The 23500-nt window shown below is 31.9% G+C and carries 24 protein-coding genes; 8 read left to right on the forward strand and 16 right to left on the reverse strand.

Annotated elements, in window-relative coordinates:
* Positions 1–138 precede the first annotated feature (138 nt).
* Both LPB87_RS06910 and LPB87_RS06915 read right to left on the reverse strand, forming a co-directional pair.
* Positions 139–690, reverse strand: coding sequence for a hypothetical protein (locus LPB87_RS06910; protein ID WP_230605423.1), 552 nt, complete (start codon positions 688–690; stop codon positions 139–141).
* A gap of 22 nt (positions 691–712) precedes the next feature.
* Positions 713–1543 (reverse strand): OmpA family protein, encoded by an 831-nt coding sequence (locus tag LPB87_RS06915; protein WP_230605424.1) that lies wholly within the window; start codon positions 1541–1543, stop codon positions 713–715.
* A gap of 315 nt (positions 1544–1858) precedes the next feature.
* Here LPB87_RS06915 and LPB87_RS06920 point away from each other — a divergent pair, with 315 nt between their 5' ends.
* Both LPB87_RS06920 and LPB87_RS06925 read left to right on the forward strand, forming a co-directional pair.
* On the forward strand, positions 1859–2335 hold the full coding sequence (locus tag LPB87_RS06920) for a CYTH domain-containing protein (RefSeq protein ID WP_230605473.1): 477 nt from the start codon (positions 1859–1861) through the stop codon (positions 2333–2335).
* Between the two features lie 4 nt (positions 2336–2339).
* Positions 2340–3311 (forward strand): YpdA family putative bacillithiol disulfide reductase, encoded by a 972-nt coding sequence (locus LPB87_RS06925; RefSeq protein ID WP_230605425.1) that lies wholly within the window; start codon positions 2340–2342, stop codon positions 3309–3311.
* 200 nt (positions 3312–3511) lie between these two features.
* Here the strand turns inward: LPB87_RS06925 and LPB87_RS06930 are convergent, their stop codons facing one another.
* Both LPB87_RS06930 and msrA read right to left on the reverse strand, forming a co-directional pair.
* Complete coding sequence (locus LPB87_RS06930) at positions 3512–5083, reverse strand: protein adenylyltransferase SelO (protein ID WP_230605426.1); 1572 nt, start codon at positions 5081–5083, stop codon at positions 3512–3514.
* 35 nt (positions 5084–5118) lie between these two features.
* Positions 5119–5649 carry a peptide-methionine (S)-S-oxide reductase MsrA gene (gene msrA, locus LPB87_RS06935; protein ID WP_230605427.1) on the reverse strand — a complete coding sequence of 177 codons (531 nt, stop codon included), beginning with the start codon at positions 5647–5649 and terminating at the stop codon, positions 5119–5121.
* Positions 5650–5874: 225 nt separating this feature from the next.
* On the opposite strand from msrA, the gene LPB87_RS06940 reads away from it, so the two are divergent.
* Positions 5875–7362, forward strand: coding sequence for an aminotransferase class V-fold PLP-dependent enzyme (locus LPB87_RS06940; RefSeq protein ID WP_230605428.1), 1488 nt, complete (start codon positions 5875–5877; stop codon positions 7360–7362).
* 58 nt (positions 7363–7420) lie between these two features.
* Here LPB87_RS06940 and LPB87_RS06945 read toward each other — a convergent pair whose 3' ends face one another.
* From LPB87_RS06945 to LPB87_RS06975, 7 genes are all read right to left on the reverse strand, one after another.
* Positions 7421–8035: a hypothetical protein gene (locus tag LPB87_RS06945; RefSeq protein WP_230605429.1), complete on the reverse strand. Its 615-nt coding sequence runs from the start codon at positions 8033–8035 to the stop codon at positions 7421–7423.
* Between the two features lie 158 nt (positions 8036–8193).
* On the reverse strand, positions 8194–8661 hold the full coding sequence (locus LPB87_RS06950; protein WP_230605430.1) for a DUF1572 family protein: 468 nt from the start codon (positions 8659–8661) through the stop codon (positions 8194–8196).
* A complete protein-coding gene (locus LPB87_RS06955) occupies positions 8661–9131 on the reverse strand; it encodes a nuclear transport factor 2 family protein (protein WP_230605431.1) in 471 nt (156 codons plus the stop codon). Before LPB87_RS06955 ends, LPB87_RS06950 begins: the two co-directional genes overlap by 1 nt.
* 59 nt (positions 9132–9190) lie before the next feature.
* A complete protein-coding gene (locus tag LPB87_RS06960; RefSeq protein ID WP_230605432.1) occupies positions 9191–9715 on the reverse strand; it encodes a hypothetical protein in 525 nt (174 codons plus the stop codon).
* A 6-nt stretch (positions 9716–9721) separates the two neighbouring features.
* Positions 9722–10198, reverse strand: a complete 477-nt coding sequence (locus tag LPB87_RS06965; RefSeq protein ID WP_230605433.1) for a hypothetical protein — start codon at positions 10196–10198, stop codon at positions 9722–9724.
* Positions 10199–10204: 6 nt separating this feature from the next.
* Positions 10205–10882, reverse strand: a complete 678-nt coding sequence (locus tag LPB87_RS06970; protein ID WP_230605434.1) for a peptidoglycan DD-metalloendopeptidase family protein — start codon at positions 10880–10882, stop codon at positions 10205–10207.
* A gap of 29 nt (positions 10883–10911) precedes the next feature.
* A complete protein-coding gene (locus LPB87_RS06975) occupies positions 10912–11574 on the reverse strand; it encodes a fused MFS/spermidine synthase (RefSeq protein WP_129538244.1) in 663 nt (220 codons plus the stop codon).
* Positions 11575–11637: 63 nt separating this feature from the next.
* Here LPB87_RS06975 and LPB87_RS06980 point away from each other — a divergent pair, with 63 nt between their 5' ends.
* On the forward strand, positions 11638–12189 hold the full coding sequence (locus LPB87_RS06980) for a 1-acyl-sn-glycerol-3-phosphate acyltransferase (protein ID WP_230605435.1): 552 nt from the start codon (positions 11638–11640) through the stop codon (positions 12187–12189).
* A 74-nt stretch (positions 12190–12263) separates the two neighbouring features.
* On the opposite strand, the gene LPB87_RS06985 is transcribed toward LPB87_RS06980, so the two are convergent.
* On the reverse strand, positions 12264–12746 hold the full coding sequence (locus tag LPB87_RS06985) for a helix-turn-helix transcriptional regulator (RefSeq protein WP_230605436.1): 483 nt from the start codon (positions 12744–12746) through the stop codon (positions 12264–12266).
* Positions 12747–13058: 312 nt separating this feature from the next.
* Between LPB87_RS06985 and LPB87_RS06990 the strand changes: the two genes are divergently transcribed.
* The 4 genes from LPB87_RS06990 to LPB87_RS07005 all read left to right on the forward strand — a co-directional run bounded on the left by LPB87_RS06990 (position 13059) and on the right by LPB87_RS07005 (position 17979).
* Positions 13059–14213, forward strand: a complete 1155-nt coding sequence (locus LPB87_RS06990; protein WP_230605437.1) for a M14 metallopeptidase family protein — start codon at positions 13059–13061, stop codon at positions 14211–14213.
* 77 nt (positions 14214–14290) lie between these two features.
* Positions 14291–14770, forward strand: a complete 480-nt coding sequence (locus LPB87_RS06995) for a winged helix-turn-helix transcriptional regulator (protein WP_007805990.1) — start codon at positions 14291–14293, stop codon at positions 14768–14770.
* A 96-nt stretch (positions 14771–14866) separates the two neighbouring features.
* Positions 14867–17452: a phosphoenolpyruvate carboxylase gene (locus LPB87_RS07000; protein WP_230605438.1), complete on the forward strand. Its 2586-nt coding sequence runs from the start codon at positions 14867–14869 to the stop codon at positions 17450–17452.
* 11 nt (positions 17453–17463) lie between these two features.
* Positions 17464–17979, forward strand: a complete 516-nt coding sequence (locus tag LPB87_RS07005) for a DinB family protein (RefSeq protein WP_230605439.1) — start codon at positions 17464–17466, stop codon at positions 17977–17979.
* Positions 17980–18267: 288 nt separating this feature from the next.
* On the opposite strand, the gene recQ is transcribed toward LPB87_RS07005, so the two are convergent.
* From recQ to LPB87_RS07025, 4 genes are all read right to left on the reverse strand, one after another.
* Entirely contained in the window at positions 18268–20379 is a 2112-nt protein-coding gene (gene recQ, locus LPB87_RS07010; protein ID WP_230605440.1) for a DNA helicase RecQ, read from the reverse strand.
* 85 nt (positions 20380–20464) lie between these two features.
* A complete protein-coding gene (locus tag LPB87_RS07015; protein ID WP_164998656.1) occupies positions 20465–20866 on the reverse strand; it encodes a DNA primase in 402 nt (133 codons plus the stop codon).
* 9 nt (positions 20867–20875) lie between these two features.
* Positions 20876–21844, reverse strand: coding sequence for a deoxyhypusine synthase family protein (locus LPB87_RS07020; RefSeq protein ID WP_129538250.1), 969 nt, complete (start codon positions 21842–21844; stop codon positions 20876–20878).
* A gap of 98 nt (positions 21845–21942) precedes the next feature.
* The gene (locus LPB87_RS07025) at positions 21943–23346 is read right to left on the reverse strand and encodes an arginine decarboxylase (RefSeq protein ID WP_129538251.1); all 1404 of its coding nucleotides are present in this window, start codon (positions 23344–23346) and stop codon (positions 21943–21945) included.
* Between the last annotated feature and the right edge of the window lie 154 nt (positions 23347–23500).

Raw genomic sequence — 23500 nt, forward strand, 5'->3', positions numbered from 1 at the left:
GTTTTATATATCACAGACTAAAAAGATTACAGTGATTCCTGATTATAGTCTAAAATAATAAATAAACATATCAAATAGTATGATTAGAAATAAAAAAAAACTGGCTTAAAGCCAGTTTTTAAGTTTAGAGAACAAAGATTATTCTTTTCCGCCATCTAAGGCATCTTGCCATTCTTTTAATTCTTGCCATTTTCCTTCGTAAGCTAGTTTAGCTTGTCTAGCCCAAGTTCCTGGATTGTGGATAGCGTAGTTTTCACCAGCTTCGTCTAAAATAGCTTGCGATTTAGATGTTGGTGTTTCAGATAAATCAAGCCAGGTTTTGATTCCTGCTTTATGATATAGTTCTTCAATTTTAGGACCAATTCCCTCAACTATTTTCAAGTCGTCTTTCTTTATTTTTTTGCCAAATACAGTCGCTGCCAATGTAGCATCAAAAGCAATTTCTGGTGAGGTTTTGCCAACAAATGATTGTGCAGATGCAGAAGAATTTAATTTAGCAGCTAAATCAGCTTCTAAAGAAGTTATTTTCGCATTTAGGTTCTTCGTATTCGCTCTGCAAGCGTCTAAATCAGCTTGTAAAGAAAGTAAATCAGATTCGTTTCCTTTTGAAGCCATTTTTCCTATCAAGTAACCTAAAATTCCACAGATTAACCCAACAAGTGCTGGTATTAAGATACAAGGTATATTCATAATGTTATTTTTTTTGGATTAATTATTTTATTGTAACTACAGTTCTACGATTGTTTGCTTTGCCTTCGGCAGTTGAATTATCGCCTACAGGCTCATCAGGACCTTTTGATTGAGTTTCGATTTTACTACCATCAATACCGTTTTTAGATAAATAGTCTTTAGTAAAATCAGCGCGTTTTTGACCTAAAACAACATTAGATTCACGTTTTCCAACATTATCTGAATGACCTACAACCAATAAAGCGCCATCACCTACATGAAGAATATAATAAGTAATGTCTTTAATCTTTTGACGTTCTGCATCATTTAGATTTTCATTAGACTTATTGGTATTAAAATGTAGTACTAAAGGATCCGCGTTTATTTTAGCTTTTAAAACCGCAAAATTCTCACCATCAGTTTTAGTTGCTGTGGTATCTGATGAGGTGTTTATTTGGAACGCAACTGGACCTAAAAGTGTATCTGCATTTGTCTTCCAACTATCAATTAGTTCTCCTTTGGTGTCGAAGTTTCCTGCTGGTAAACCTTTAGATATAAAATAGTTTTTAACATCATTTGCCCTCGCTAAGCCAAGATTAGGATAGGTTGTAGTGTTTTTTTCCTCAGTGGTCGCATAACCAGTAATAGTAACTTTTTGCTTAGGATTACCATTCAAGAATGCTTTTAGTTTCTCAATGCCAATCGTAACAGAATCTTTTACAGGAAGGATAACTGAAGCACTGTTCTTCAGGAATTTGATATTGTCGCTACTGCGATAATCAATACCATTGCCATTAATTACAAAAGGAACAATCTCCGTGACGGTTTCTTTTACAATAACTACTTTTTCGATATTGTCTGCAGGTTCTTTCATACAGCAATTGCAGCAAAATTTTAAATACAAAAATGTACCCAAAATAATTGTGACTACAATGCCTAATAGATAAAGTGTTTTTTTAGACATAATATTTATGAGTTAAATTCTCTCAAATTTAACGAAAAAATAAATGCAAAGCATTACTAATCAGTTATTTTAATGTAGGTGTTCTAATTAAAATGTTTTTGTGTTTACGAAAAATCTTGTTTTTTAAAGTAAATAATTTGAGAATTAAAAAATGGAAATAAAAAATCTTGATTCATCAATTAATTAAAATGAGTAACTTGCTAACTGATTCTAGTTATGGAAAAGATGGTCGAAATAGAAAGAAAGTTTTTGGTTAAAACAACCGATTTTAAAGAGCAAGCATACGCTCAAAATAGAATTGCGCAAGGATATTTATGTTCTGAGCCCAAACGTACAGTACGCATTCGTATAAAAGGTAAAAAAGGCTATATCACAATAAAAGGAATAGGAAGCGAAAGTGGTATGTCGCGATTTGAATGGGAAAATGAAATTCCGCTAGAAGAAGCACAAGAATTATTGAAATTATGTGAAAAAGGTAAAATCGAAAAAACTAGATTCGAAATAAAATCAGGAAACCATGTCTTTGAGGTAGATGAATTTTATGGAGAGAATGAAGGGTTGATAATTGCCGAAATCGAGTTACAATCAGAAACAGATACATTCGAAAAACCAGCTTGGTTAGGAGAAGAAGTAACCAATGATCCAAGGTATTATAATGCTTATTTAAGCAAGAATCCATTTTCGGAGTGGAAAAATAAATAGTTTTATGGTAGTTGAACAATATGATTTGATAATTGTGGGAGGAGGGCCAATTGGTTTGGCTTGCGCAATCGAAGCACAAAAGAAGAAATTAAAGTATCTGATTATCGAAAAAGGAGCAATTGTAAATAGTATTTTCAATTATCCGTTGTATATGACTTTCTTTTCTACTGCCGAAAGGCTAGAAATAGGAGATATCCCTTTTAATTGTCTTGCTCCAAAACCAGGGCGTCAGGAAGCACTAGAGTATTATCGCAATATTCATCGTTATTTTGACTTCAGTATTCATTTATTCGAAAAAGTAACACAAGTTATCAAGCAAGAAAATTTACTCTTTAAAATAACGACAAATAAAGGGGCATATGAAGCTAAGAATGTAGTTATTGCTACAGGTTTCTATGATATTCCGATTTATATGAATGTAAAAGGAGAGGAGTTACCACAAGTACGTCATTATTACAAAGAAGCACATGAGTATGCTTTTAGGAATGTTGTGGTGGTGGGTGCAAATAATTCATCTGTAGACGCAGCTCTGGAATGCTGGCGAAAAGGAGCTAATGTGACAATGGTAATTCGCAAAAGCGAAATAAATAATAGAGTTAAATATTGGGTTAAGCCAGATATTGAAAATAGAATTGCCGAAGGAAGTATAAAAGCTTATTTTGAATCAAATATTACCGAAATTAGAGAGGATGAAGTAGTAATTGATACCCCAAGCGGAAAAGTAACTATCGAAAATGATTTCGTTTTGGCGCTTACTGGCTATAAACCAGATTTAACTTTTCTTGAGAAAATGGGAATTCAATTGTCAGATGATGAAAGAAAAGTACCAACGTACAATCCTGAAACAATGGAAACTAATGTTGCAGGATTATTTCTGGCAGGTGTTGTTTGTGGCGGAATGGAAACTCATAAGTGGTTTATTGAGAACTCAAGGGTTCACGCCAACTTAATATTAGATTGTATTTCCTCTAAATAATTGTTTGAGAGGGTAAGTATTGTAAAATCATTTAACACATAGGAACATAGTTTTTTATAAAAAGAAGGCAAAAGAAACAGATTTCTTTCACATAGATAGCTATGTGGGTTTTGAATAAGTGAAACGTCTATTTTTTTTATGTTCGCAAAATCTATGATTCTATGTGTTAAGATTATTATACCTGTTGAACTAAATAGTATTTAAGAGCTACAAGAAAGCATCGAACAACCTACTTTGTCTCTTGCCCAATTAGGTCGTTTAGCAAACCATTTTTCGAATTCTGGTTGCTCATCATAAGGTTTTTTAAGTAATTGATGTAACTCATCCACTAATGAGTAATCGCCTTTATCAGCAGTATCAATGCTTAATTGTGCCATATAATTACGCAAAACATATTTCGGATTTACTTTGTTTTGGCTTGCAGTACGCTCGTTGTCAGATGTTTTTTCAGTATTTAAACGTGTTAAATAGAGCGAGAACCATTCTAGCCAAGTATTTAAAATAGCACCTTTAATTTCTTCAGGCTTATAAAAAGCATCCTTAACATGAGCAAATGCGTCTTCTGCAGTTTGTTCTTTTTTGATTTTATTTAAATTTCTAAAAAAGATAGTCATATCTGTTTCAGATAATTGCAAATTAGTTTCTAAATCAGAGATGATTTTGTTGTCAGTTTCTTTAGAAGTTGAAATACCTAGTTTACTAAGCATCATTTCTTTGTATTCTTCATCATACAAATCAGAGAAAGATTCTAATATGCTTTCAAGACCCTCAGCTTCATTGATTAAAGGATACAGTGCATTTGCTAATTGAAATAAATTCCATTTAGCAACATTAGCCTGATTGCCAAAACGGTATCTTTTGTGCTGGTTGTCAGTTGTATTAGGCGTCCAATTAGGATCGTAATCTTCTAGCCAGCCATAAGGTCCAAAATCTATTGTTAAGCCGTGAATTGACATATTATCGGTATTCATTACGCCATGGACAAATCCTACACGTTGCCAATCGAGAATCATTTTACGGGTTTTATCAGCGACAGCTTTAAAAAATTGGATGTAGGTTTTTTTATCATCCTCTTCTTTTATTTCAGGATAATAATATTTAATCGTATAATCAGTAAGTAATTTAAGGTTTTTAAGCTCATTACGTGCCGTAAGCATTTCATAACTTCCAAAACGAATAAATGATGGAGCTACACGACATACAATTGCTCCTTTTTCGTAAGCAGGATTGCCATCATACAGTTTATCACGCAACACTTCGTCGCCAGATAATAGTAAAGCAAGAGAACGAGTGGTAGGAGCTCCTAAATAAAACATAGCTTCGCTACATAGATGTTCACGAATAGAGGAACGCAATACAGCTAAACCATCAGCAGTTCTAGAATAAGGTGTTTTTCCGGCTCCTTTAAGCTGTAAAGTATAAAACTGGTCATTGTGTTCGATCTCAGTTAAATTAATAGCTCTCCCGTCTCCTAATTGCCCTGCCCAATTTCCAAATTGATGTCCAGCGTAACACATAGCGTATGGATGCGTGGTCGGTAATACTTCTTTTCCAGAAAAAACATTCAAAAACGATTCTGATTGAACATCTTCAGGTGAAAGTCCGATTAATTCAGCTACTGCTTCAGAAGAGTGGATTAATTTTGGCTCAGAAGGAATTCTTGGATTAACATAAGAGAAACAAGTATTTAAGACTTGCCTTGTTTCATTGGTGCTTAGGGGGTCTTCAGGAAGTTCGGCTGTAAACCGATTATGTATATTTAATTTTTTCATTTTATTCAATTTCAATAACAGTAATTTGTGCTTGCTTATGCGAGTTTATCAGCATACATTTTTCTTAATTTTTGCACTTTAGGGTCAATTACCATTCGGCAATAACCGGCTTCCTGATTGTTGTTGTAATAATTTTGATGATCTTCTTCAGCTTCGTAAAATACTTCAAAAGGTTTTAATTCAGTAACAATTGGATCAGTATAAAAAGGTTTTACTGCTTCAAATACTTGTTCGGCGATTGCTTTTTGCTCATCATCATGATATAAAATAATAGAGCGATATTGTGTCCCTTTGTCAGCTCCTTGCTGATTTAAGGTCGTAGGGTCATGGCTTGTCATAAAAATAGCTATTAAGTCATGATAAGAAATGATTTCAGGATCAAAAGTTACTTGAACCACCTCGGCATGTCCTGTTCTTCCAGTACAAACTTCACGATAAGCAGGGTTTTTTATATGTCCATCGGCATAGCCAGATTTTATTGATACAATTCCTTTTAAGCGCTGAATTACTGCTTCAATACACCAGAAACAGCCTCCTCCAAAAGTTGCTATAGATAAGTTTTTCATGTATATAATTTTAAAATAATTATTGTTGTTTATCGATTGAGAGTAGAAAAAAATTAATGATTTCTCCTCAAATTTAATCCTAATATGTATCTTTTACTAAAAAGATAACTGCTAAAGAGGTATTTAATTATAAATAAAAGAAATTGTACTATAGTTTTAACTTCACTGTTAACAAATTCGCAATTATGTAAAAAATATATACCTTTGGCATCAAATCAGCTAATAATGAATATCAAAAACAATACCACGGCTTTAGAAGCTTATTTCCAAGATTTTCGAAAAAATATTATTGGAATCGATCAGGAATTTACCTCTCCTTATGGTAAAAAACAGATAATTTATACCGACTGGACTGCTAGTGGACGTTTGTATAGACCAATTGAAGAGAAAATTATAAACCAATTTGGACCTTTTGTCGCAAATACGCACACAGAAACCACTGTGTCAGGTACTGCCATGACAAAAGCGTACCATCATGCCAGAAATATCATTAAGCGTCATGTAAATGCCAATCAAGATGATATTTTAATTACAGATGGAACTGGAATGACTGGTGTTGTAAATAAATTTCAACGTATTTTGGGACTTAAAATTCCTGAAAACCTAAAAGATTTTACTACAATTCCTGCCGATAAAAAACCAGTTGTTTTTATATCACATATGGAACACCACTCAAATCAAACGAGTTGGTTGGAAACGATTGCTGATGTTGAAATTATTCCTGCTTGCGAAAAAGGACTTTTTAGTCTTGAAAAATTAGAAATTTTATTAGATAAATATAAAGACAGAGCGTATAAAATAGCTTCAATTACTTCTTGTTCAAACGTAACAGGAATAAAAACACCATATTATGAGGCAGCCAAATTGATGCATCAGCATAATGGAGTTTGTTTTGTAGATTTTGCATGTTCAGGACCATATGTAAAAATAAATATGCACCCAGAAGATCCAGAGGCTTATCTGGATGCAATTTTCTTTTCTCCACATAAATTTTTAGGAGGACCAGGAACATCGGGAGTTTTAGTTTTTAATAAAAAATTATACAAAAATATGATTCCAGATTGTCCTGGAGGAGGAACAGTAAGCTGGACAAACCCTTGGGGAGAGCATAAATATATCGATAATATCGAAGATCGTGAAGATGGTGGAACTCCAGGTTTTTTACAAGTAATAAAAACCGCTTTGGCTATTGAGCTAAAAGAGCAAATGGGAGTAGATAAAATGCTAGAACGCGAGCATGAAATCGTAGACTTTGTGTTTGATGAATTGAATGATATTCCGAATATTAAAATCTTGGCAGGACAACATCAGGAGCGTCTAGGGGTAATTTCATTTTTTATCGAAGATTTACATTTTAATTTAGGTGTAAAAATCTTAAATGACAGATTCGGAATCCAAACTAGAGGTGGTTGTAGTTGCGCAGGAACATATGGACATTTCTTGCTTCATGTTGACCAAGAAACATCAAGTAAGCTAATTGATCAAATTACTATTGGAGATTTAATACGTAAGCCAGGATGGATAAGAATGTCAATACATCCAACAACAACTAGCGAAGAAATTGCTTTTGTTTGCAATAGTATTAAAGAATTAGCGCAAAACCATAAAACATGGGCTTTGGATTATGAATACAATAAAGAAACAAACGAATTTATACATGAAAATGTAAATACATTTGAAGACGAATTAGTCTCAGGTTGGTTTGCATCATAAAACAAAAAATAGCTTCAATTGAAGCTATTTTTTTTTGATTTTTTAAATTAAGCTTTTGTTATTTTCCAATGAGTACATTGTATTCTTTAGGTATTGTCACTCCATTAAAATAATTTGTTAGCCCATAAAATAGTATTACCGTTAATATAATTCCAAAAGTCAAAATTGCTATTGATTGTTTATGGGGAGAAATTCCGAAAACGGATTGCTTCATCTTTTTGTTGTGTACAGAGGCAATATGTCCGAAAAAGGAAAGAATTGCAAGTGCATAGTAAGGGATAAAAAACAAGTTGTAAGGAAAAGTATTTAATCCCGCCACACCATAATAAAAATTAGTATCAAGGTTTAAGATAAGTCTTCCAATAAAAATGGCGCTTAAATGAATTATAAAAAAGATAGCTAAGTATAACCCTGACCAGATTTGAATTTTTTCAAAATTACTGGTTGCTATTTTTCGATTTATTTTGAAAAGCTTAAGTCCTGAAAAAATTTGGACAAATACAGCTAACAGTAAAATAGATTCAATGAATAAATTTCGATAAAAAAGGCGCAAGGTATTCATCATTTCGATGTGCTTTTCTGCTCCTAAAATACTCCAAGTATGGTTAAATAAATGTAATCCAATAAAAACGGTTATTATAAAACCAGATACGTAGTGTAATTTTTTAGTCATACATTATGTTTTGTTTTCAGTTGTAGAATAAATATTTAGTCATAATTAACGGAACCCTTTTTTACCATTTAGAGATTAAGAAATTTAAGCTTTTGTTACTTTATGGAGCTTAATATCTTAATGGTTTAATATTTTTTAAAATTCTCAACCATGAACAATTAACCATTAACCATTGAGATATCGTCTAATAATCGGCGGTGGTAGTTTATTTGTCCTAAATGATAGGCTAGGTGCGTGGTGAGATGTGTTAAAATAAACCCTATAGAATCTTTACTTTCAAAAATAATAGTTGGAAACTCATGTTCTAATTCTTCTTCTGATAAAGTACTTATAGCGGTATCAACTACGATGATTGTTTTTTCAATTTTGGTAATTAATTCGGTTCTTGGGATGTTTTTTAAAGAAAATTCTAATTCTCGATGTCTTACGTAGCCAGAATTACCCAATGTGGCGCCTATATAAGTGTTTAAATTACCAATTAAGTGTAAACACAGGTTTCCTGCTGAATTTAAAATTTGTTCGTCTATAGTCCAAATTTTAGCTTCATTTTTATAGGATTCAATTTCGAGTTTTAATTTATTAAGATCACGATTAAAAAGAGTTCTTAATGTTTCGCAATGTGCCATTATGATTTAGACTGATATTTCTGAAGTGACAACAAGGCTTGCTGTTGTATTTTTTTTTGAAAAAAAACTGTCCATCCTAATAGATATCCGGTAATACCGAATGCTTGCTTAGACCATTTCCAAACATCAAAAGTATCAGTGTGTTTGATGATTAGTCCGTCTTGAAATTGGAATTCGGCAAAAACATGATTTATAACTTTTCTGTTTGTTTTGCTGAAATTGTAAGTTGCGATCCAATAGGCAGAACCTACAAAATCATCAGCTTTTATGTCAGAGAATTCTATTTTTATATTCCCTTTACTTTTTTCAAGAAGCATTTCCCACATTTTAGAAACCTGCTCCTCTTTAAGTAAGCCAAAAGCGGGATCACGAAATTGTACTTTTGGATGGTAACATTCGCTCATTTTGACTGCGTCAGCATTGGCAAAAGCAGTGTAAAATTTAGCAATAGTGGCTTCATTTGCAGTCATCTTCAATGTGATTTAGAATATAAAAGTACAGAATTATTGATTTTGTACTAATAAAAAAATTATAAAACGGTAATTTCTGCTGCAGTATCGAAGCTGTTTTTAGATTTATCAAATTTGGTAGCGTAATATGACTTCTTATTCACAGCTGTAAAGTTCCCAATTTGACTGCTAAATTTATTTGTAGTTCCTGATATGTTGAATCTAATAGATTGTATATCGGTTTTCTTTAATTTGTTCATTTCGATAGCAGAAAGATTAAAGTAATTTGCTGTTTTGTTTTCAGCAGTTTCTGTATTCTTTTTATCTATACATACAATAATAGTGTTGTCTACTAGATAAATGTATGTAGTGCCAGTAATTTGTAATTTAGGATCTGTTGTTGCTACACTAATTTTTAAAAGCCCTCCATTTTCCGTTTTTGCAATTTGAATATTGGCTTCTCCAGATAAAGCATAGTTTTCACAGATAAAATTCCAAGTGGGTGTAGCTGGATAGGTTTTTCCTTTAAAACTAAGTGACTCCTGAGCATTAACCAAAATAGATAAGAAAAGAAAGGGTAAAATCAGTAGTGTTTTATAATTCATAAGGTTTTATTTTTCAATTAATTTTGACTCGAATGTTTCGTCCCAGTCTAACGATTTTATAGCCGAAATTAGATTATCTTCATTTACATACACGCGAAGTTCTTTATTGGCTACTTTTTTTTCATATAAAGCTCTGTATCTGTAGATGGTTTCGTGTTTGGTTTTATAAACCCCATCTAGTTTAAGATCTTTAAATGCTCCGTACCATTGTCGGAATTTCTGACATGTTTTTGTTAGTCGTTCTTCTGTAGTATTAGCCATAACGGATGGTGTAACTTCAGTTTCGTTAAAAGGCTTGAATTTGGAAGTATTACAAGTCAATAAAACTCTTTTTCCAAGATCGTAAGCCTTTTTTTGTTGGCTATTATTTACTTCAGCCGGTAAAACTTTTGATATTTTTAAATCTTCCGTTTTGTTTTCGCCTGTTTTTGATTTACAACCAATCAACAGAAGCAAACTTAAAATAAATAGTACTTTCTTCATTGTTCTTTATGTTATTTTTAATACTAAATTAGGATTTGGGCAGTTGTTACTGTAATAACCTAAGTCGATTTTACTGCAAACACCTGGATAATCACCAAAATTGTCTCCTATGTTTTTTATAATCTGAAAATGCAAGTGTGGTGCATAATCCCCATTTACATTTGGTTTTCCTAAAGTGCCCAAAAGCTGTCCTTTCAAAAAAACAGCTCCAACTTTAAGATTAACTATACTTTCTAACGACAAATGTCCGTATAAAGTATAGAAAACCTGATTTTCGATAGTGTGTTTGAGGATAATTGTAGGGCCATAATCGCCCAAACTAGTATTGTTTTTAAAACTATGGACAGTTCCGTCAAGTGCAGCGAAAACTGAAGATCCTGCTTTAATCCATAAATCTAAACCAATATGTATGTTTCGCTCAGGAGTCGTAGAATTGTTGAAATTCTCGCTTCGTTTGTATATGTTTCTCTCTTCGAGATAGCCACCGAAAGCTACTTTGGCTTTTGCCTGAGTTAATAAATTATCGATATAAATCTCAAAATCGACAGATGTTTGCGGCTTGTTCTTCGCTAATTCCTGATTAGAGATTGATAGATCTAAAAGCATATATTGAGAATATTCAATTGTTGCGTCGATTACTTTTGTTGGAGGTAAGCTTTTTAAAACAGTTTCTAAAGCAGGCATATGTGTTGTTTTTTTTAATATAAATCAAGCTAGGCTAATTTTTCGATAATAATTAATTCATTGTGTTCTTCAATACGGGGCAGCATTTTAACAATATGCTGATTGTTTATTTCCGAAATATATTTTTTATTTCTGATATTGTGAGTTTCGTTTAAAATCATAGTATTAAAAAGTACAAACCCATTTTTTTTTAAAAGATCAGAAACTCTATTACTAAAGAAGCTTTCAAATAAAAAGTTAGGCATTGTGGTGTCTTCAAAAACATCGATTATTATAAGGTCGTATTTTTTATTTGTTTTTAAAACAAACTCAAATGCATCATCAATAATAATTTCGAGTTGCTTAATTTTATTTAAATTGAAATATTTATTAGCGATTTCAAGAATATCGGGATCAATTTCGACTCCAGTTATTTTGCCTTCGTATTTTATTTCATCAACCAGAGTTTTGATAACACTTCCTCCAGCTACTCCCAGAAGTAAGATTTCTTTCATTGAGAGAATTTTATCAAAGCCAATATTTTTTAAACCGTACCTCAAGATGCGTTGTAAACTTCCGTAAGAGTAATTGGTATTTTCAGAATCTAAAACTAATTCGCCGTTTGCCCATGTAACTTCGATGGCTTTGCTACGAGCAGATTTTTTTTCAAATATTTTTATAGGAACAAGGTAACTGAATATTTTCTTAATCATTGGTATGCGTTTTTACCAAATTTAAGATTTAAATTATTTATTTTGCAGGTTAAAATAAAATTAATGAAGAAACAATTATATAAATTCATCTTTTTTAAACTCATGGGATGGAAAATTGTAGGGATTGAAAATGCTGAAGTAAAAAAATGCGTGTTGATGGTAATGCCCCATACAAGTAATCATGATTTTTATTTAGGAATTTTTACTCGAGGTATTTCTGGATTAGAAATGAATTGGGTAGGAAAGAAAGAGTTATTTAAATTTCCTTTTGGATATTATTTCAGAAGTGTAGGAGGGGAACCGTTAGATAGATCAGGAGGATTGAATAAAGTAGACTCGATTGCTGCTATTTTTGACAGAAAGGAAACTTTTCGTTTGGCAGTTGCTCCTGAGGGAACTCGTAAAAAAGTTTCAGAAATTAGAACAGGATTTTATTATATCGCTTTAAAAGCAAATGTGCCAATTGTACCTGTAGCTTTTGATTGGGGTAAAAAAGAAGTTAATCTAGGAAAGCCATTTTATCCAACTGGAAATTATGAAGCCGATATGGAAATTTTAAAACAACACTACAAAGGTGTTGTGGGGAAAATTCCTGAAAATGGATTTCAGTTGTGAAATAATTTTTTTAAACTTCTTAGAATTGTGTAAATAAAAAAAGCACAATTTTCAAAAATATGCAAAATTAGAATTTAAGGTGTATATACCTTAAAAGTTCCATTTTTATAAAAGAGCACAATTTTCTCTATTTCTTCAGAAGAGGTATTGGAAATTGTGTTTTTTATTTCCGGAATATTTTCTTCAATTATTTTTTTCTCATTTTTCTCATTCGTTTTTTCAATCTCTAAAAATAAATCTTCAGGGATGAAATTGTTATTTGGAAAAATAGGAGCAATAGATTGTTCAATTTCTTGTGGAGTTGGATTGATAGCAACTTCGTTATTTTCATTTTTAGGGAAAGATCCTTTTCCGTTTAAAACCCAATACAAATCTATGTCGGGGAAAACCTCAATAATTTTTAATATAAAATCTAAGCTAGGTTTGTTTCTGCCCGAAAGGAGGTGGGACATACTAGAGCGTTGTACTCCAATTTTATCCGCAAATGAAGAGGCGCTTAAGCCATAGTATTCTAATATGATTTCCAATCTTTTTATAAAATCCTCGATGTTTACCATTGTAAATTGTTTTTTAAATTAAGATGGTTTACAAATGTAATTAAAATAGGGTAAAATACCAATTATACAATTGTAAATAGTGTAATTTGCTGTATTTGGTTAATATTTAAGCTTTAATTAATGTTGTGTAAGTAGTTAGTAATTATTTGCTTGGGTGTGTTTTTGTAGGAGGGTAACAAATGTCACTAAAAAGAAGATTAAGCAATGCTATTTGGAAGAAATAAGCGTTTACAAATGTAGATTATTAAAAAAAATCACTGTTTACAATTGTAAAAATAAAGATGTTTACTTTTGTAAACCAAACAATACGACATGAATTTAGAAGAATTATTTAGCTTACATAAAGAACAAACTATAGAAGGAAGGTATCTTACCTTAGATGCAATAACTCCTTTATTAGAGAAATTAAATACGAATAATCAGGTTGAGGTTATTGGTAAATCTGTTTTGGGAGAACCTATATATAGTTACAAAATTGGAACAGGTGAAACTCGAATTTACCTTTGGTCTCAAATGCATGGAAATGAAAGTACAACTACAAAAGCTTTGTTTGACTTTATTAACGTGCTGAATAGTGGTTCTGATTTTGCGAATAAATTACTTGAAACGTTTACTTTTTATAGTATCCCTATACTAAATCCTGATGGAGCGAAGTTATATACTCGAGAAAATGCTAATAAAGTTGATTTAAATCGTGATTCGCAGCAGTTAACGCAACCAGAAAGTAAAGTGTTAAGAGCGGCTTTTGAAGAGTTTAAGCCTCATTATTGCTACAATTTGCATGATCAACGTACAATTTTTGGAGCTGGCGACACAGGGAAGCCAGCAACAGTATCATTTTTGGCTCCAGCATATAATGAAGAGCGAGAGATAAATGAGTCGCGTACGAAGGCGATAGATCTGATTGTAGCTATGAATGATGTTTTGCAAGATTATATTCCAGGACAAGTAGGGCGTTTTGATGATTCTTTTAATATTAATTGTATAGGGGATACGTTTCAGTATTTAGGAGTGCCTACAGTTTTGTTTGAGGCGGGGCATTTTCCTAATGATTATGAAAGAGAAATCACAAGAAAATATATCTTTTTTGCTCTGATCTCTGGGTTTAAAGCATTAAGCGAAAACGATATAGTTATCAATGGAATTAATAAATATTTGAATATTTCACAAAATAAAGTCGTTTTTTATGATTTTATGTATAAAAACATCAAAATAAATTATGATGGTATTGAAATAATCACGAATTTTGCTGCACAATACAAAGAGGAATTGATTGAAAATAAAATTTGTTTCACTGCTTATGTTACTGAAGTTGGTGAATTAGAGAATTATTATGGTCATTTTGAATACGATGCCAAAGGAGCAGAATATACAGATGATTTTGATAATTTTCCGAAAACAAGCCAGAAAGCAGATTTTTATTTAAATAAAAACATAAAATTTGTTAATGGACTGATAAAAGGATAGGTTTTTTGTCGTTTTGTTATTTTTTATATATATTTTTATACTTTGTAATAGTAATTAGTAATATTAATTAAAGAACTATGAGTAAATTTCGTTTGGATGAAGTAGATCACCAGATATTAGACATGTTGATAGACAACACAAGAGTACCGTTTACTGACATTGCAAAAAAACTATTGATATCTGCAGGAACAGTGCATGTGAGAGTGAAAAAAATGGAAGATGCCGGAATAATAATGGGGTCTTCATTAGCATTGGATTATGATAAATTAGGATATTCATTTATAGCTTATGTAGGTGTTTTCCTTAATAATACGTCTCAAACAAAATTTGTTTTAGAGCGTATTAATCAGATTCCTTTTGTAACTGTTGCTTCTGTAACTACAGGTAAATTTAATATTTTCTGTAAAATTAGAGCAAAAGATACTAAACATGCGAAAGAAGTTATCTTTATGATTGATGATATCGAAGGAGTATATAGAACAGAAACTATGATTTCATTAGAAGAAAGTATTAATGATAAAAAGCGATTGATGCATACTATTTTTAAAAATATGTAATTGATCTTGAATGCTATATTGAATATAACCTCAAGTTTTTCTTGGGGTTTTTTTATGAAAAATTAACTATTAACAACCAACCAACTATAACACATTATGTATACGCTTCCCAAAATAGAACGTTTTAATCAAGACGTTCTTTCTAAATACCATATTTATAATAGTGTCTTTATTACTTTGCCATTCGACTCTATTGATAATACTGGGGTTTTACTTCCTTTATTTACCGAAGTTTGCGAAACAGGCTTTAAAAAACAAGAAACACCTAAAGAGATTGTAAATTTTTTCTCAGGAAAGTATTTAAATGATGCTTCAGAGACAGATAAAATCGATTTAATGTTTCGATTTATTCAATATATCGAGCGCCAAATTGTATTATTTGATGCTATAGAGGATGCAGCGTTTCCAACTGTAAATAACATGGAAGGAAGAGGCTCGCTTCGTGATATCAAAGAAAAAACGGATGCTAAAGAGATGGAAGATGAACTAATTGAGTTTTTAGAAAGCTTTAATGTTCGTACTGTTTTAACGGCACATCCTACACAGTTTTATCCAGGTCCTGTATTGGGAATTATTAATGATTTGACAGAAGCTATTCGTTCAAATGATTTACTGAAAATTAAGAAATTACTGGCTCAGTTAGGGAAAACTCCATTTATACAAAACGAAAAGCCTAATCCTTATGATGAGGCGGTTAGTTTAATTTGGTACTTGGAGAACGTATTCTATGAAACTTCTGGTGAAATAGTGCATTACCTTCAAAAAAATATCTTTCACGGAAAATCAATTCAGAATCCTTTGGTGAAACTTGGGTTCTGGCCAGGAGGTGACCGTGATGGGAATCCATTTGTAACAACGGCTATTACATTAAAAGTAGCAGAGCGTTTAAGAACTTCGATTCTTAAATGTTACTATGTTGAAATGCGAAATTTAAAAAGAAAATTGACATTTGCAGGAGTAGATACTTTGGTGTCTGATCTTGAATATAAACTATATCGTTCCGTTTTTTATTCTAAAGGGGAGATTTATATCACTCTAGATGAGTTTAAAACACAATTAAATAAGATTAAAGATATTATTGTTGAGAAGCATCAGTCCTTGTATTTGGATGAATTAGAAGCGTTGCTTATCAAAATAAACCTATTTGGTTTTTATTTTGCAACATTAGATATTCGCCAGAATAGTAAAATACATGATGCTGTTTTTAAAGATGTTGTAACGTATTATCTAAAGTCAGATCCTTCGGTTTTTCCTGCTAATTATTATGATTTACCTGAGAATGAAAAAATAGCCGTACTTTCTAAAGTAAAAGGAAATCTTGATCCAAGTATTTTTGAAAACGAAATTACAAAATCAACAATTGAGTCTATACAAGCTATTAAAATCATTCAAGAGAATAATGGTGAGTATGGAGCAAATCGTTATATAATTAGTAATAACGAAAGTGCTCTGAATGTAATGGAGACTTTTGCTTTAATCCGATTAAACAATTGGGATAGTCCAACTGTTGATATTATTCCACTTTTTGAATCTGTAGATGATTTACAAAAAGCTCATGAAATTATGGAGCAATTATATACAAATCCAGAATATGCTAAGCATTTGACTGAAAGAGGAAACAAACAAACTATAATGTTAGGTTTCTCTGATGGTACAAAAGATGGTGGATATTTAATGGCTAACTGGAGTATTTACAGAGCTAAAGAGGCACTTACTGAAATTTCTAGAAAATACGGAATTAATGCTATCTTCTTTGATGGACGTGGAGGACCACCAGCTCGTGGAGGAGGAAAAACGCATAAATTCTATGCTTCGTTAGGACCAAAAATAGAAAATAATGAGATTCAGATTACAGTACAAGGTCAAACAATTAGCTCTAATTTTGGAACATTAGATTCTTGTCGTTATAATTTAGAGAATTTATTAAGCGCAGGAGTTACAAATCAGGTGTTTAGTAAAGGTAAAAATGAATTGACTGTTGATGAAAAAGAAGTTTTGGATCAATTGGCAGAACTTGGATACCAAGAATACTTAAGTTTTAAAAATCATCCTAAATTTATTCCTTATTTAGAGAAGATGAGTACTTTGAAATATTATTCCAAAACAAATATTGGCAGCCGACCATCTAAAAGAAGTAAATCGGAGAATTTAGATTTTGCTGATTTGCGTGCTATTCCTTTTGTTGGTTCTTGGAGTCAGTTAAAACAAAATGTACCTGGGTTCTTTGGAGTAGGTTCTGCTTTGAGACATTTTGAAGAAACGAACCAATGGGAGAAAGTACAAGATTTATATGATAATTCATTATTCTTTAAAACCTTATTAGAAAATAGTATGATGTCATTGGCAAAATCATTTTTACCATTAACAGCTTACATGAGAAAAGACCCTGAATTCGGGGAGTTTTGGCAAATTATCTACGATGAGTTTTCGGAAACAAAACGTTTGTTACTGAAAATTGCAGGACATAAAGAGTTGATGGAAAATTATCCTGATGGTAAAGCGTCTATTCAGATAAGAGAGCGTATAGTGTTGCCATTGTTGACAATACAGCAATATGCTTTATTGAGAATTAATGAATTAAACAAACAAGATCAAGTCGATGAAGAATTGATTAAGGTATATGAAAAAATAGTAACACGTTCTCTTTTCGGAAATACTAATGCTAGTAGAAACTCAGCTTAAATTTAATTATTATGATGGCATCACAATTATTAGAAAATGAATATTCAGGCGGATTTGCAACTTATGTTCAGGAAGCTGGGAATGTAAATCTGATTGAAGAATTAGAAATTTCATTACATGATTTTATAAAGTTTGTTCAAAATATTCCGATGGACAAATTTGATTATCGTTATGTTGAGGGAAAATGGACAATCAAAGAGATTATTCAGCATATAATCGATACAGAGCGTATTTTTTCATATCGTGCTTTACGCTTTTCTAGAAACGATAAAACACCATTGCCTAGTTTTGAAGAAAATGATTATATAGATAATACGAATGCAAATGCAAGGGGCCTTCAAGACTTATTGACAGAGTTTTCTGCTGTAAGACATTCTAATCTGTTGTTCTATAAAAGCTTGTCTGAAGAACAGCTTAAAAGAGTTGGTACAGCTTCTAATAATCAAATGTCAGTTAGGGCTTTAGGTTTTGTTATTATTGGTCATCAAAAGCACCACCAAAAAGTTTTTCAAGAGAGATATTTGTAGTAATAAAGTGCTATAATTAAATGTTTGAAATCCTGTGAAGTAATAATTCACAGGATTTTTTTATGGAGCTAATCCTGCTTCCCGATAGCTATCGGGACACTGTATCTTTTTATTTTTAAAGAAAAAATAAAAAGGATGACGTTCCCATAAGGGCTAAGGACTATCTTAATTTCTAAAAAAAAATGTTATTAAAGTATCAATTTTCTCCTCCTGAGCGGAGACGAAGGATAATTACAATTTGGTTTTAACTTTGACAAAGATTTGGTTGCGTAATATTTATGATACGTTTTAATAATTCTTCTCGATTACAGCAAGGCCTAATCTTATTTTGTCATAAGATATCTGTTCTTCTAGAAAGTCATAATAAGGTTTTAGTGTATCTGGATATTCAAGTTTTACTTGTGCGTTTCTAATTTTGAAAATTTCAGGATCAGAAACGTAATTAGATAAATCAATGTCATGTCCATCTACGTATAGCTTTGCTAAGTGCGATGCAATTGTTGAAACACCAAGTTTTCTTTTTGTAGCAATTTCCTCCATAGAAACTCCTTCTTGAAATAATTCTAGTGTTACTTTATAAGTGGTACTTTCTTTTTTTGATTTTGCTTGAGGTTTTTTTTTGTTTTTTTGAAACTCAATTATGGCATTTACAAACTCTGGTCCGTATTTTTCAAGCTTTGCTTTTCCAACTCCGTCGATAACTATTAGTTCATCATCACTCATTGGGCGTAGTGTTTCCATTTGCCTTAAAACGGCATCACTAAAAATAACATAAGCAGGAACTTCTTCTTCTTTTGCAATGTTATATCGTAATTGACGAAGTATTTCAAAAAGAGAATTTGGCTTAGCTTTGGTTGCTTTTTCTTTTATTTCTATAGTTTCAGTAGATTTTTTAACTACAGTTGTTAGTTTTACTTTTTCACCTTCAAATAAGACTTTTTTAGCAAAAGGAGTCAAAAGAATTTTATTATGCTGATGAAAAGCAATTTCGCAATAGCCTAAATTTATTAGTTGAATTAGATATTGATTCCAATCGTACCATGAAATGTCAGTGCCAATTCCGTAAGTTTTTAGATTCTGATAGTCGTTTTCGTATATATGTGCATTTTTAGAACCTCTAAGGAAGTCTACAATTACTGGTAAAGTTTCTTTTTCCTGTAAACGTGTAATTGCCGAAAGCGCCTTTTGTGCTATAAGAGTTCCGTCAAAAAATGTTGGCGGATTTTTACAAATGTCGCAATTTCCACAATTTTCGTTTACTAATTCACCAAAATAAGAAAGTAATATTTTTCTGCGACAGCTCAAAGCATCCGCATATTGTTTCATTCGTTCTAGTTTTGCAAGTTGTACTTCGGCATTTAACCCTTCCGAAGCAAATTTTTGCAGTTGAATTACATCACTATAGCTTTCAAATAAAATGGTTTCTGAAGGTAATCCATCACGGCCAGCTCTTCCAATTTCTTGGTAATAACCTTCAATATTTTTTGGTAAATTATAATGAATCACCCAGCGTACATTCGATTTGTCGATACCCATTCCAAAAGCAATTGTAGCACAAACTACCTGACAATCATCGTTAATGAAATCATCTTGAGTTTTGGAACGTAGTTTACTATCCAAACCTGCATGATATGCTTTGGCATTAATTCCTTTTTTCTTTAATTTTTGGGCAAGTTCTTCCGTTGTTTTTCTGCTCAGGCAATATATAATTCCAGATTCGTTGGGTTTGGTTTCAATAAAATCGATGATTTGTTTTACTCTGTCGAGAGCAGGGCGTACTTCTAGACTTAAATTTTTTCTGTCAAAAGAGGCGACAACGGTTTTTGGGTTGTTTAAATTAAGTTGCTTTGTAATATCGGTTCTAGTTGCTTTATCAGCAGTAGCTGTTAATGCTAAGACAGGGGTAGAAGGGAAGCGATTTTTTAAATATCCTAAATTAGTATATGCTGGACGAAAATCATGACCCCAAGCCGAGATACAATGTGCTTCGTCTATCGCTATCAGGCTTATTGTGAGTTGGTTAAAAAGTACATCGAGATAAGATAAGCTCTCAGGAGCAATATAAACCAATTTTATAGTGTTAGATTTTAAACTTTCCATATAAAATTGCTGCTCTTGTTCGGTTTGGCTACTATTTATGAAGCAAGCTGTAATTCCGTTTGCTTTTAAACTATCCACTTGATCTTTCATTAAGGCAATAAGAGGAGAGATTACTATTGTGATTCCTGGTAATAATAGGGCGGGTAACTGAAAACAGATTGATTTTCCTCCACCAGTTGGCATAATAGCTAAAGTATCCTGACCTGAAAGTATTGTATTTATTATATCTTCTTGGTTTGGTCTAAATTTTTCGAATCCAAAATTTTCCTTTAGTTTGGCATGTAATAGCGCAGTATCCATCGGCTTATATTTTTGTAGGTAATTTACTAAATAAAAAAGGAACTCATGTGTGAGTTCCTTTTTTATTTTGAAATATTCAGATTAATTAATCTTCATCATCTTCGTCATCATCCTCATCGGCGATGTCTTTATCATTATCTTCGTCGTCGTCGTCTCCATCAAGATCTGGTTTGTCCAGATTCTCGTCTTCGTCTTCGTCGTCTGCATCATCTTCTAAATCAAGACCTTTAATTGGCTCGATTGTGTCAACGTCTGCGTCGATTTCATCATCTTCATCGTAATTTTCAATTCTATCAGCAAGTTTAGTACTAATTTTCACTAAATATATAGTGTCTTCTGTACGTACTTCAACAGCTTCTATTAATTCGTTTTTAGCATTTCTAAAACGGATAACATCCGAATCATCATAACCATCAGGAAATTTCTCAACTAGTAAGTTTAAAATTTCGTTGGTAAGTTTAGCGTAATCAACTATTACTCTTTTCATAAAGTTATTCTATAAATCTAATAAATATGCAAAAATTAATGGTGCTACAATGGTAGCGTCTGACTCAATAATGAATTTTGGAGTTTTGATATCTAGTTTACCCCAAGTAATTTTTTCATTAGGAACAGCTCCAGAATACGAACCATAACTGGTTGTTGAATCTGAAATTTGGCAGAAATAGCTCCAAAATGGAACATCATGCATTTCCATATCTTGGTACAACATTGGTACCACGCAAATTGGGAAATCTCCAGCAATACCACCACCGATTTGGAAAAATCCAATTCCGTTAGTACTGTTTTTAGGATACCAATCAGAAAGGAAAACCATGTATTCGATTCCAGATTTCATCGTAGATGCTTTTAGTTCACCTTTGATTACGTATGAAGCGAAGATATTTCCCATTGTACTATCTTCCCATCCTGGTACAATAATAGGTAAATTTTTCTCTGCAGCAGCATACATCCAGCTATCTTTCAAGTCAATTTCGTAATATTCTTCTAATACTCCAGAAAGTAACATTTTGTACATGAATTCATGTGGGAAATAACGTTCTCCTTTATCATCTGCATCTTTCCATATTTTGTAAATATGTTTTTGCAAACGACGGAATGCTTCGTGTTCTGGGATACAAGTATCTGTAACTCTGTTTAATCCTCTCTCTAATAATTCCCACTCATCTTGTGGAGTTAAGTCACGGTAGTTTGGTACTCTTTCATAGTGAGAGTGCGCTACTAGGTTCATGATATCTTCTTCAAGATTTGCTCCTGTACAAGAAATAATTTGAACTTTATCCTGACGAATGATCTCAGCAAAAATCTTTCCAATTTCGGCAGTACTCATTGCTCCAGCCATACTTACCATCATTTTGGCACCATTAGCCAATTGTTGTTCGTATGCTTTTGCTGCATCTACTAATGATGCAGAGTTAAAATGTAAATAGTGTTTCTCAATAAACTGACTAATTGGTCCTTTCATTTTTTCTTTTTTTTATGATTTCAAAGGTTGAAAGCCTTTAAAGATTGTTATGCAAATTAATAAATTTTATAATTATTTAGTGCAATTTGCGATTTTTTTTATTGTTTTTTACTGTACCCTAATATCTTTAATACTTCATCTGATGTTTGCTCTTGAGAAAATACCTCAGTTGCCAAAAATCCATTTTCGTCTCTATCAATTAAAATATGCTTTGGTTGCGGGATTAAACAGTGGTGTAATCCTCCGTAACCTCCAATTGTTTCTTGATAAGCTCCTGTGTTAAAGAAACCAATATACAAAGGTTTTTCTTTATTGTATTTAGGTAAATAAATGGCATTCATATTTTGCTCAGAATTGTAATAATCGTCACTATCACAAGTAAGACCACCTAATAGAACCCGTTCGTAAGTATCATTCCACCGGTTTACGGCTAGCATAATAAATCGTTTGTTGATTGCCCATGTGTCAGGTAAAGTGGTAATGAAAGACGAATCAATCATATTCCATTTTTCTCTGTCATTTTGTTGTTTTTGGTACAAAATCTGATAAATAGCACCTCCACTTTCACCTACGGTAAATGAACCAAATTCAGTAAAAATATTAGGAACATCTACTTCAGCTTCGTCACAAGCAATTTTAATTTGATTGATAATCTCATCAATCATATATTGGTAATCGTACTCAAAAGCCAATGAGTTTTTAATAGGGAATCCTCCACCAATATTTAAACCATCTAGAGTCGGGCATTCCTTTTTTAAAGCTACATAAACTTTAATACATTTTACTAATTCGTTCCAGTAATATGCATTGTCGTTGATACCAGTATTAATAAAGAAGTGTAGCATTTTCACTTCTAAATTTTTATTTTCTTTGATCTCTTTTTTGTAAAAAGGAACAATGTTTTTGTATCCAATTCCTAATCTTGAAGTGTAGAACTCAAATTTTGGTTCTTCTTCAGCAGCAATTCGGATTCCGATTTTAAATTTCCCTTTGATTTCTGCTTGAAGCAAATCAAGTTCTTCGTAGTTGTCTATAATCGGAATGGTATTTTTATGACCATTGTTTATAAGTCTTGCAATATTTGTAACGTATTGGTCTCTCTTGAAACCGTTACATATAATGTGCGTGTTTTTGTTGATTTTACCATTTTCTAATAAATTCTCTGCAATATTAATGTCAAATGCAGATGAAGTTTCTATATGGATATTGTTCTTGAAAGCTTCATTCATTACGAATTCAAAATGAGAACTTTTAGTACAATAGCAGTAATAGTATTTTGCTTCGTATTTATTTTTTTCCATCGATTTTCTAAACCAACTTTTTGCTTTGTTGATGTTGTTAGAAATTTGAGGTAAATAAGTAAATTTTAATGGCGTACCATATTTTTCTACCAATTTCATCAAATCGATATTGTGGAAATGTAGGTTGTCTTTGTTTAATGTGAATTCCTCTTGAGGAAAGTAATAAGTTTGATTTATTAAATCAGAATATTTTGTATTCATTGAAATAGATGTATTTTAAATTAAATTAGTTGTAAACAATAAAATAATCTAAAATTCAAACTCTAATATTTGCGAACACGATCTGTAGTTTCTCGTGCTCAGCTTTTAAGCATTGAAAGATATCAAAACAAAAGTTTCCTTTTATATTGTAAAA

Source organism: Flavobacterium sp. EDS, from assembly GCF_020991525.1.
GTDB lineage: Bacteria > Bacteroidota > Bacteroidia > Flavobacteriales > Flavobacteriaceae > Flavobacterium.

Coding starts and splice junctions, on each gene's coding strand:
- LPB87_RS06945 (WP_230605429.1), bottom strand. CDS start 8,035: ATGACTAAAAAATTACACTACGTATCTGGTTTTATAATAACCGTTTTT.
- LPB87_RS06925 (WP_230605425.1), top strand. CDS start 2,340: ATGGTAGTTGAACAATATGATTTGATAATTGTGGGAGGAGGGCCAATT.
- LPB87_RS06915 (WP_230605424.1), bottom strand. CDS start 1,543: ATGAAAGAACCTGCAGACAATATCGAAAAAGTAGTTATTGTAAAAGAA.
- LPB87_RS06940 (WP_230605428.1), top strand. CDS start 5,875: ATGAATATCAAAAACAATACCACGGCTTTAGAAGCTTATTTCCAAGAT.
- LPB87_RS06975 (WP_129538244.1), bottom strand. CDS start 11,574: ATGATTAAGAAAATATTCAGTTACCTTGTTCCTATAAAAATATTTGAA.
- recQ (WP_230605440.1), bottom strand. CDS start 20,379: ATGGATACTGCGCTATTACATGCCAAACTAAAGGAAAATTTTGGATTC.
- LPB87_RS06995 (WP_007805990.1), top strand. CDS start 14,291: ATGAGTAAATTTCGTTTGGATGAAGTAGATCACCAGATATTAGACATG.
- LPB87_RS06960 (WP_230605432.1), bottom strand. CDS start 9,715: ATGAATTATAAAACACTACTGATTTTACCCTTTCTTTTCTTATCTATT.
- LPB87_RS06955 (WP_230605431.1), bottom strand. CDS start 9,131: ATGACTGCAAATGAAGCCACTATTGCTAAATTTTACACTGCTTTTGCC.
- msrA (WP_230605427.1), bottom strand. CDS start 5,649: ATGAAAAACTTATCTATAGCAACTTTTGGAGGAGGCTGTTTCTGGTGT.
- LPB87_RS06965 (WP_230605433.1), bottom strand. CDS start 10,198: ATGAAGAAAGTACTATTTATTTTAAGTTTGCTTCTGTTGATTGGTTGT.
- LPB87_RS06980 (WP_230605435.1), top strand. CDS start 11,638: ATGAAGAAACAATTATATAAATTCATCTTTTTTAAACTCATGGGATGG.
- LPB87_RS07005 (WP_230605439.1), top strand. CDS start 17,464: ATGATGGCATCACAATTATTAGAAAATGAATATTCAGGCGGATTTGCA.
- LPB87_RS06910 (WP_230605423.1), bottom strand. CDS start 690: ATGAATATACCTTGTATCTTAATACCAGCACTTGTTGGGTTAATCTGT.
- LPB87_RS06990 (WP_230605437.1), top strand. CDS start 13,059: ATGAATTTAGAAGAATTATTTAGCTTACATAAAGAACAAACTATAGAA.
- LPB87_RS06950 (WP_230605430.1), bottom strand. CDS start 8,661: ATGGCACATTGCGAAACATTAAGAACTCTTTTTAATCGTGATCTTAAT.
- LPB87_RS06920 (WP_230605473.1), top strand. CDS start 1,859: ATGGTCGAAATAGAAAGAAAGTTTTTGGTTAAAACAACCGATTTTAAA.
- LPB87_RS07025 (WP_129538251.1), bottom strand. CDS start 23,346: ATGAATACAAAATATTCTGATTTAATAAATCAAACTTATTACTTTCCT.
- LPB87_RS07000 (WP_230605438.1), top strand. CDS start 14,867: ATGTATACGCTTCCCAAAATAGAACGTTTTAATCAAGACGTTCTTTCT.
- LPB87_RS07020 (WP_129538250.1), bottom strand. CDS start 21,844: ATGAAAGGACCAATTAGTCAGTTTATTGAGAAACACTATTTACATTTT.
- LPB87_RS06930 (WP_230605426.1), bottom strand. CDS start 5,083: ATGAAAAAATTAAATATACATAATCGGTTTACAGCCGAACTTCCTGAA.
- LPB87_RS06970 (WP_230605434.1), bottom strand. CDS start 10,882: ATGCCTGCTTTAGAAACTGTTTTAAAAAGCTTACCTCCAACAAAAGTA.
- LPB87_RS07015 (WP_164998656.1), bottom strand. CDS start 20,866: ATGAAAAGAGTAATAGTTGATTACGCTAAACTTACCAACGAAATTTTA.
- LPB87_RS06985 (WP_230605436.1), bottom strand. CDS start 12,746: ATGGTAAACATCGAGGATTTTATAAAAAGATTGGAAATCATATTAGAA.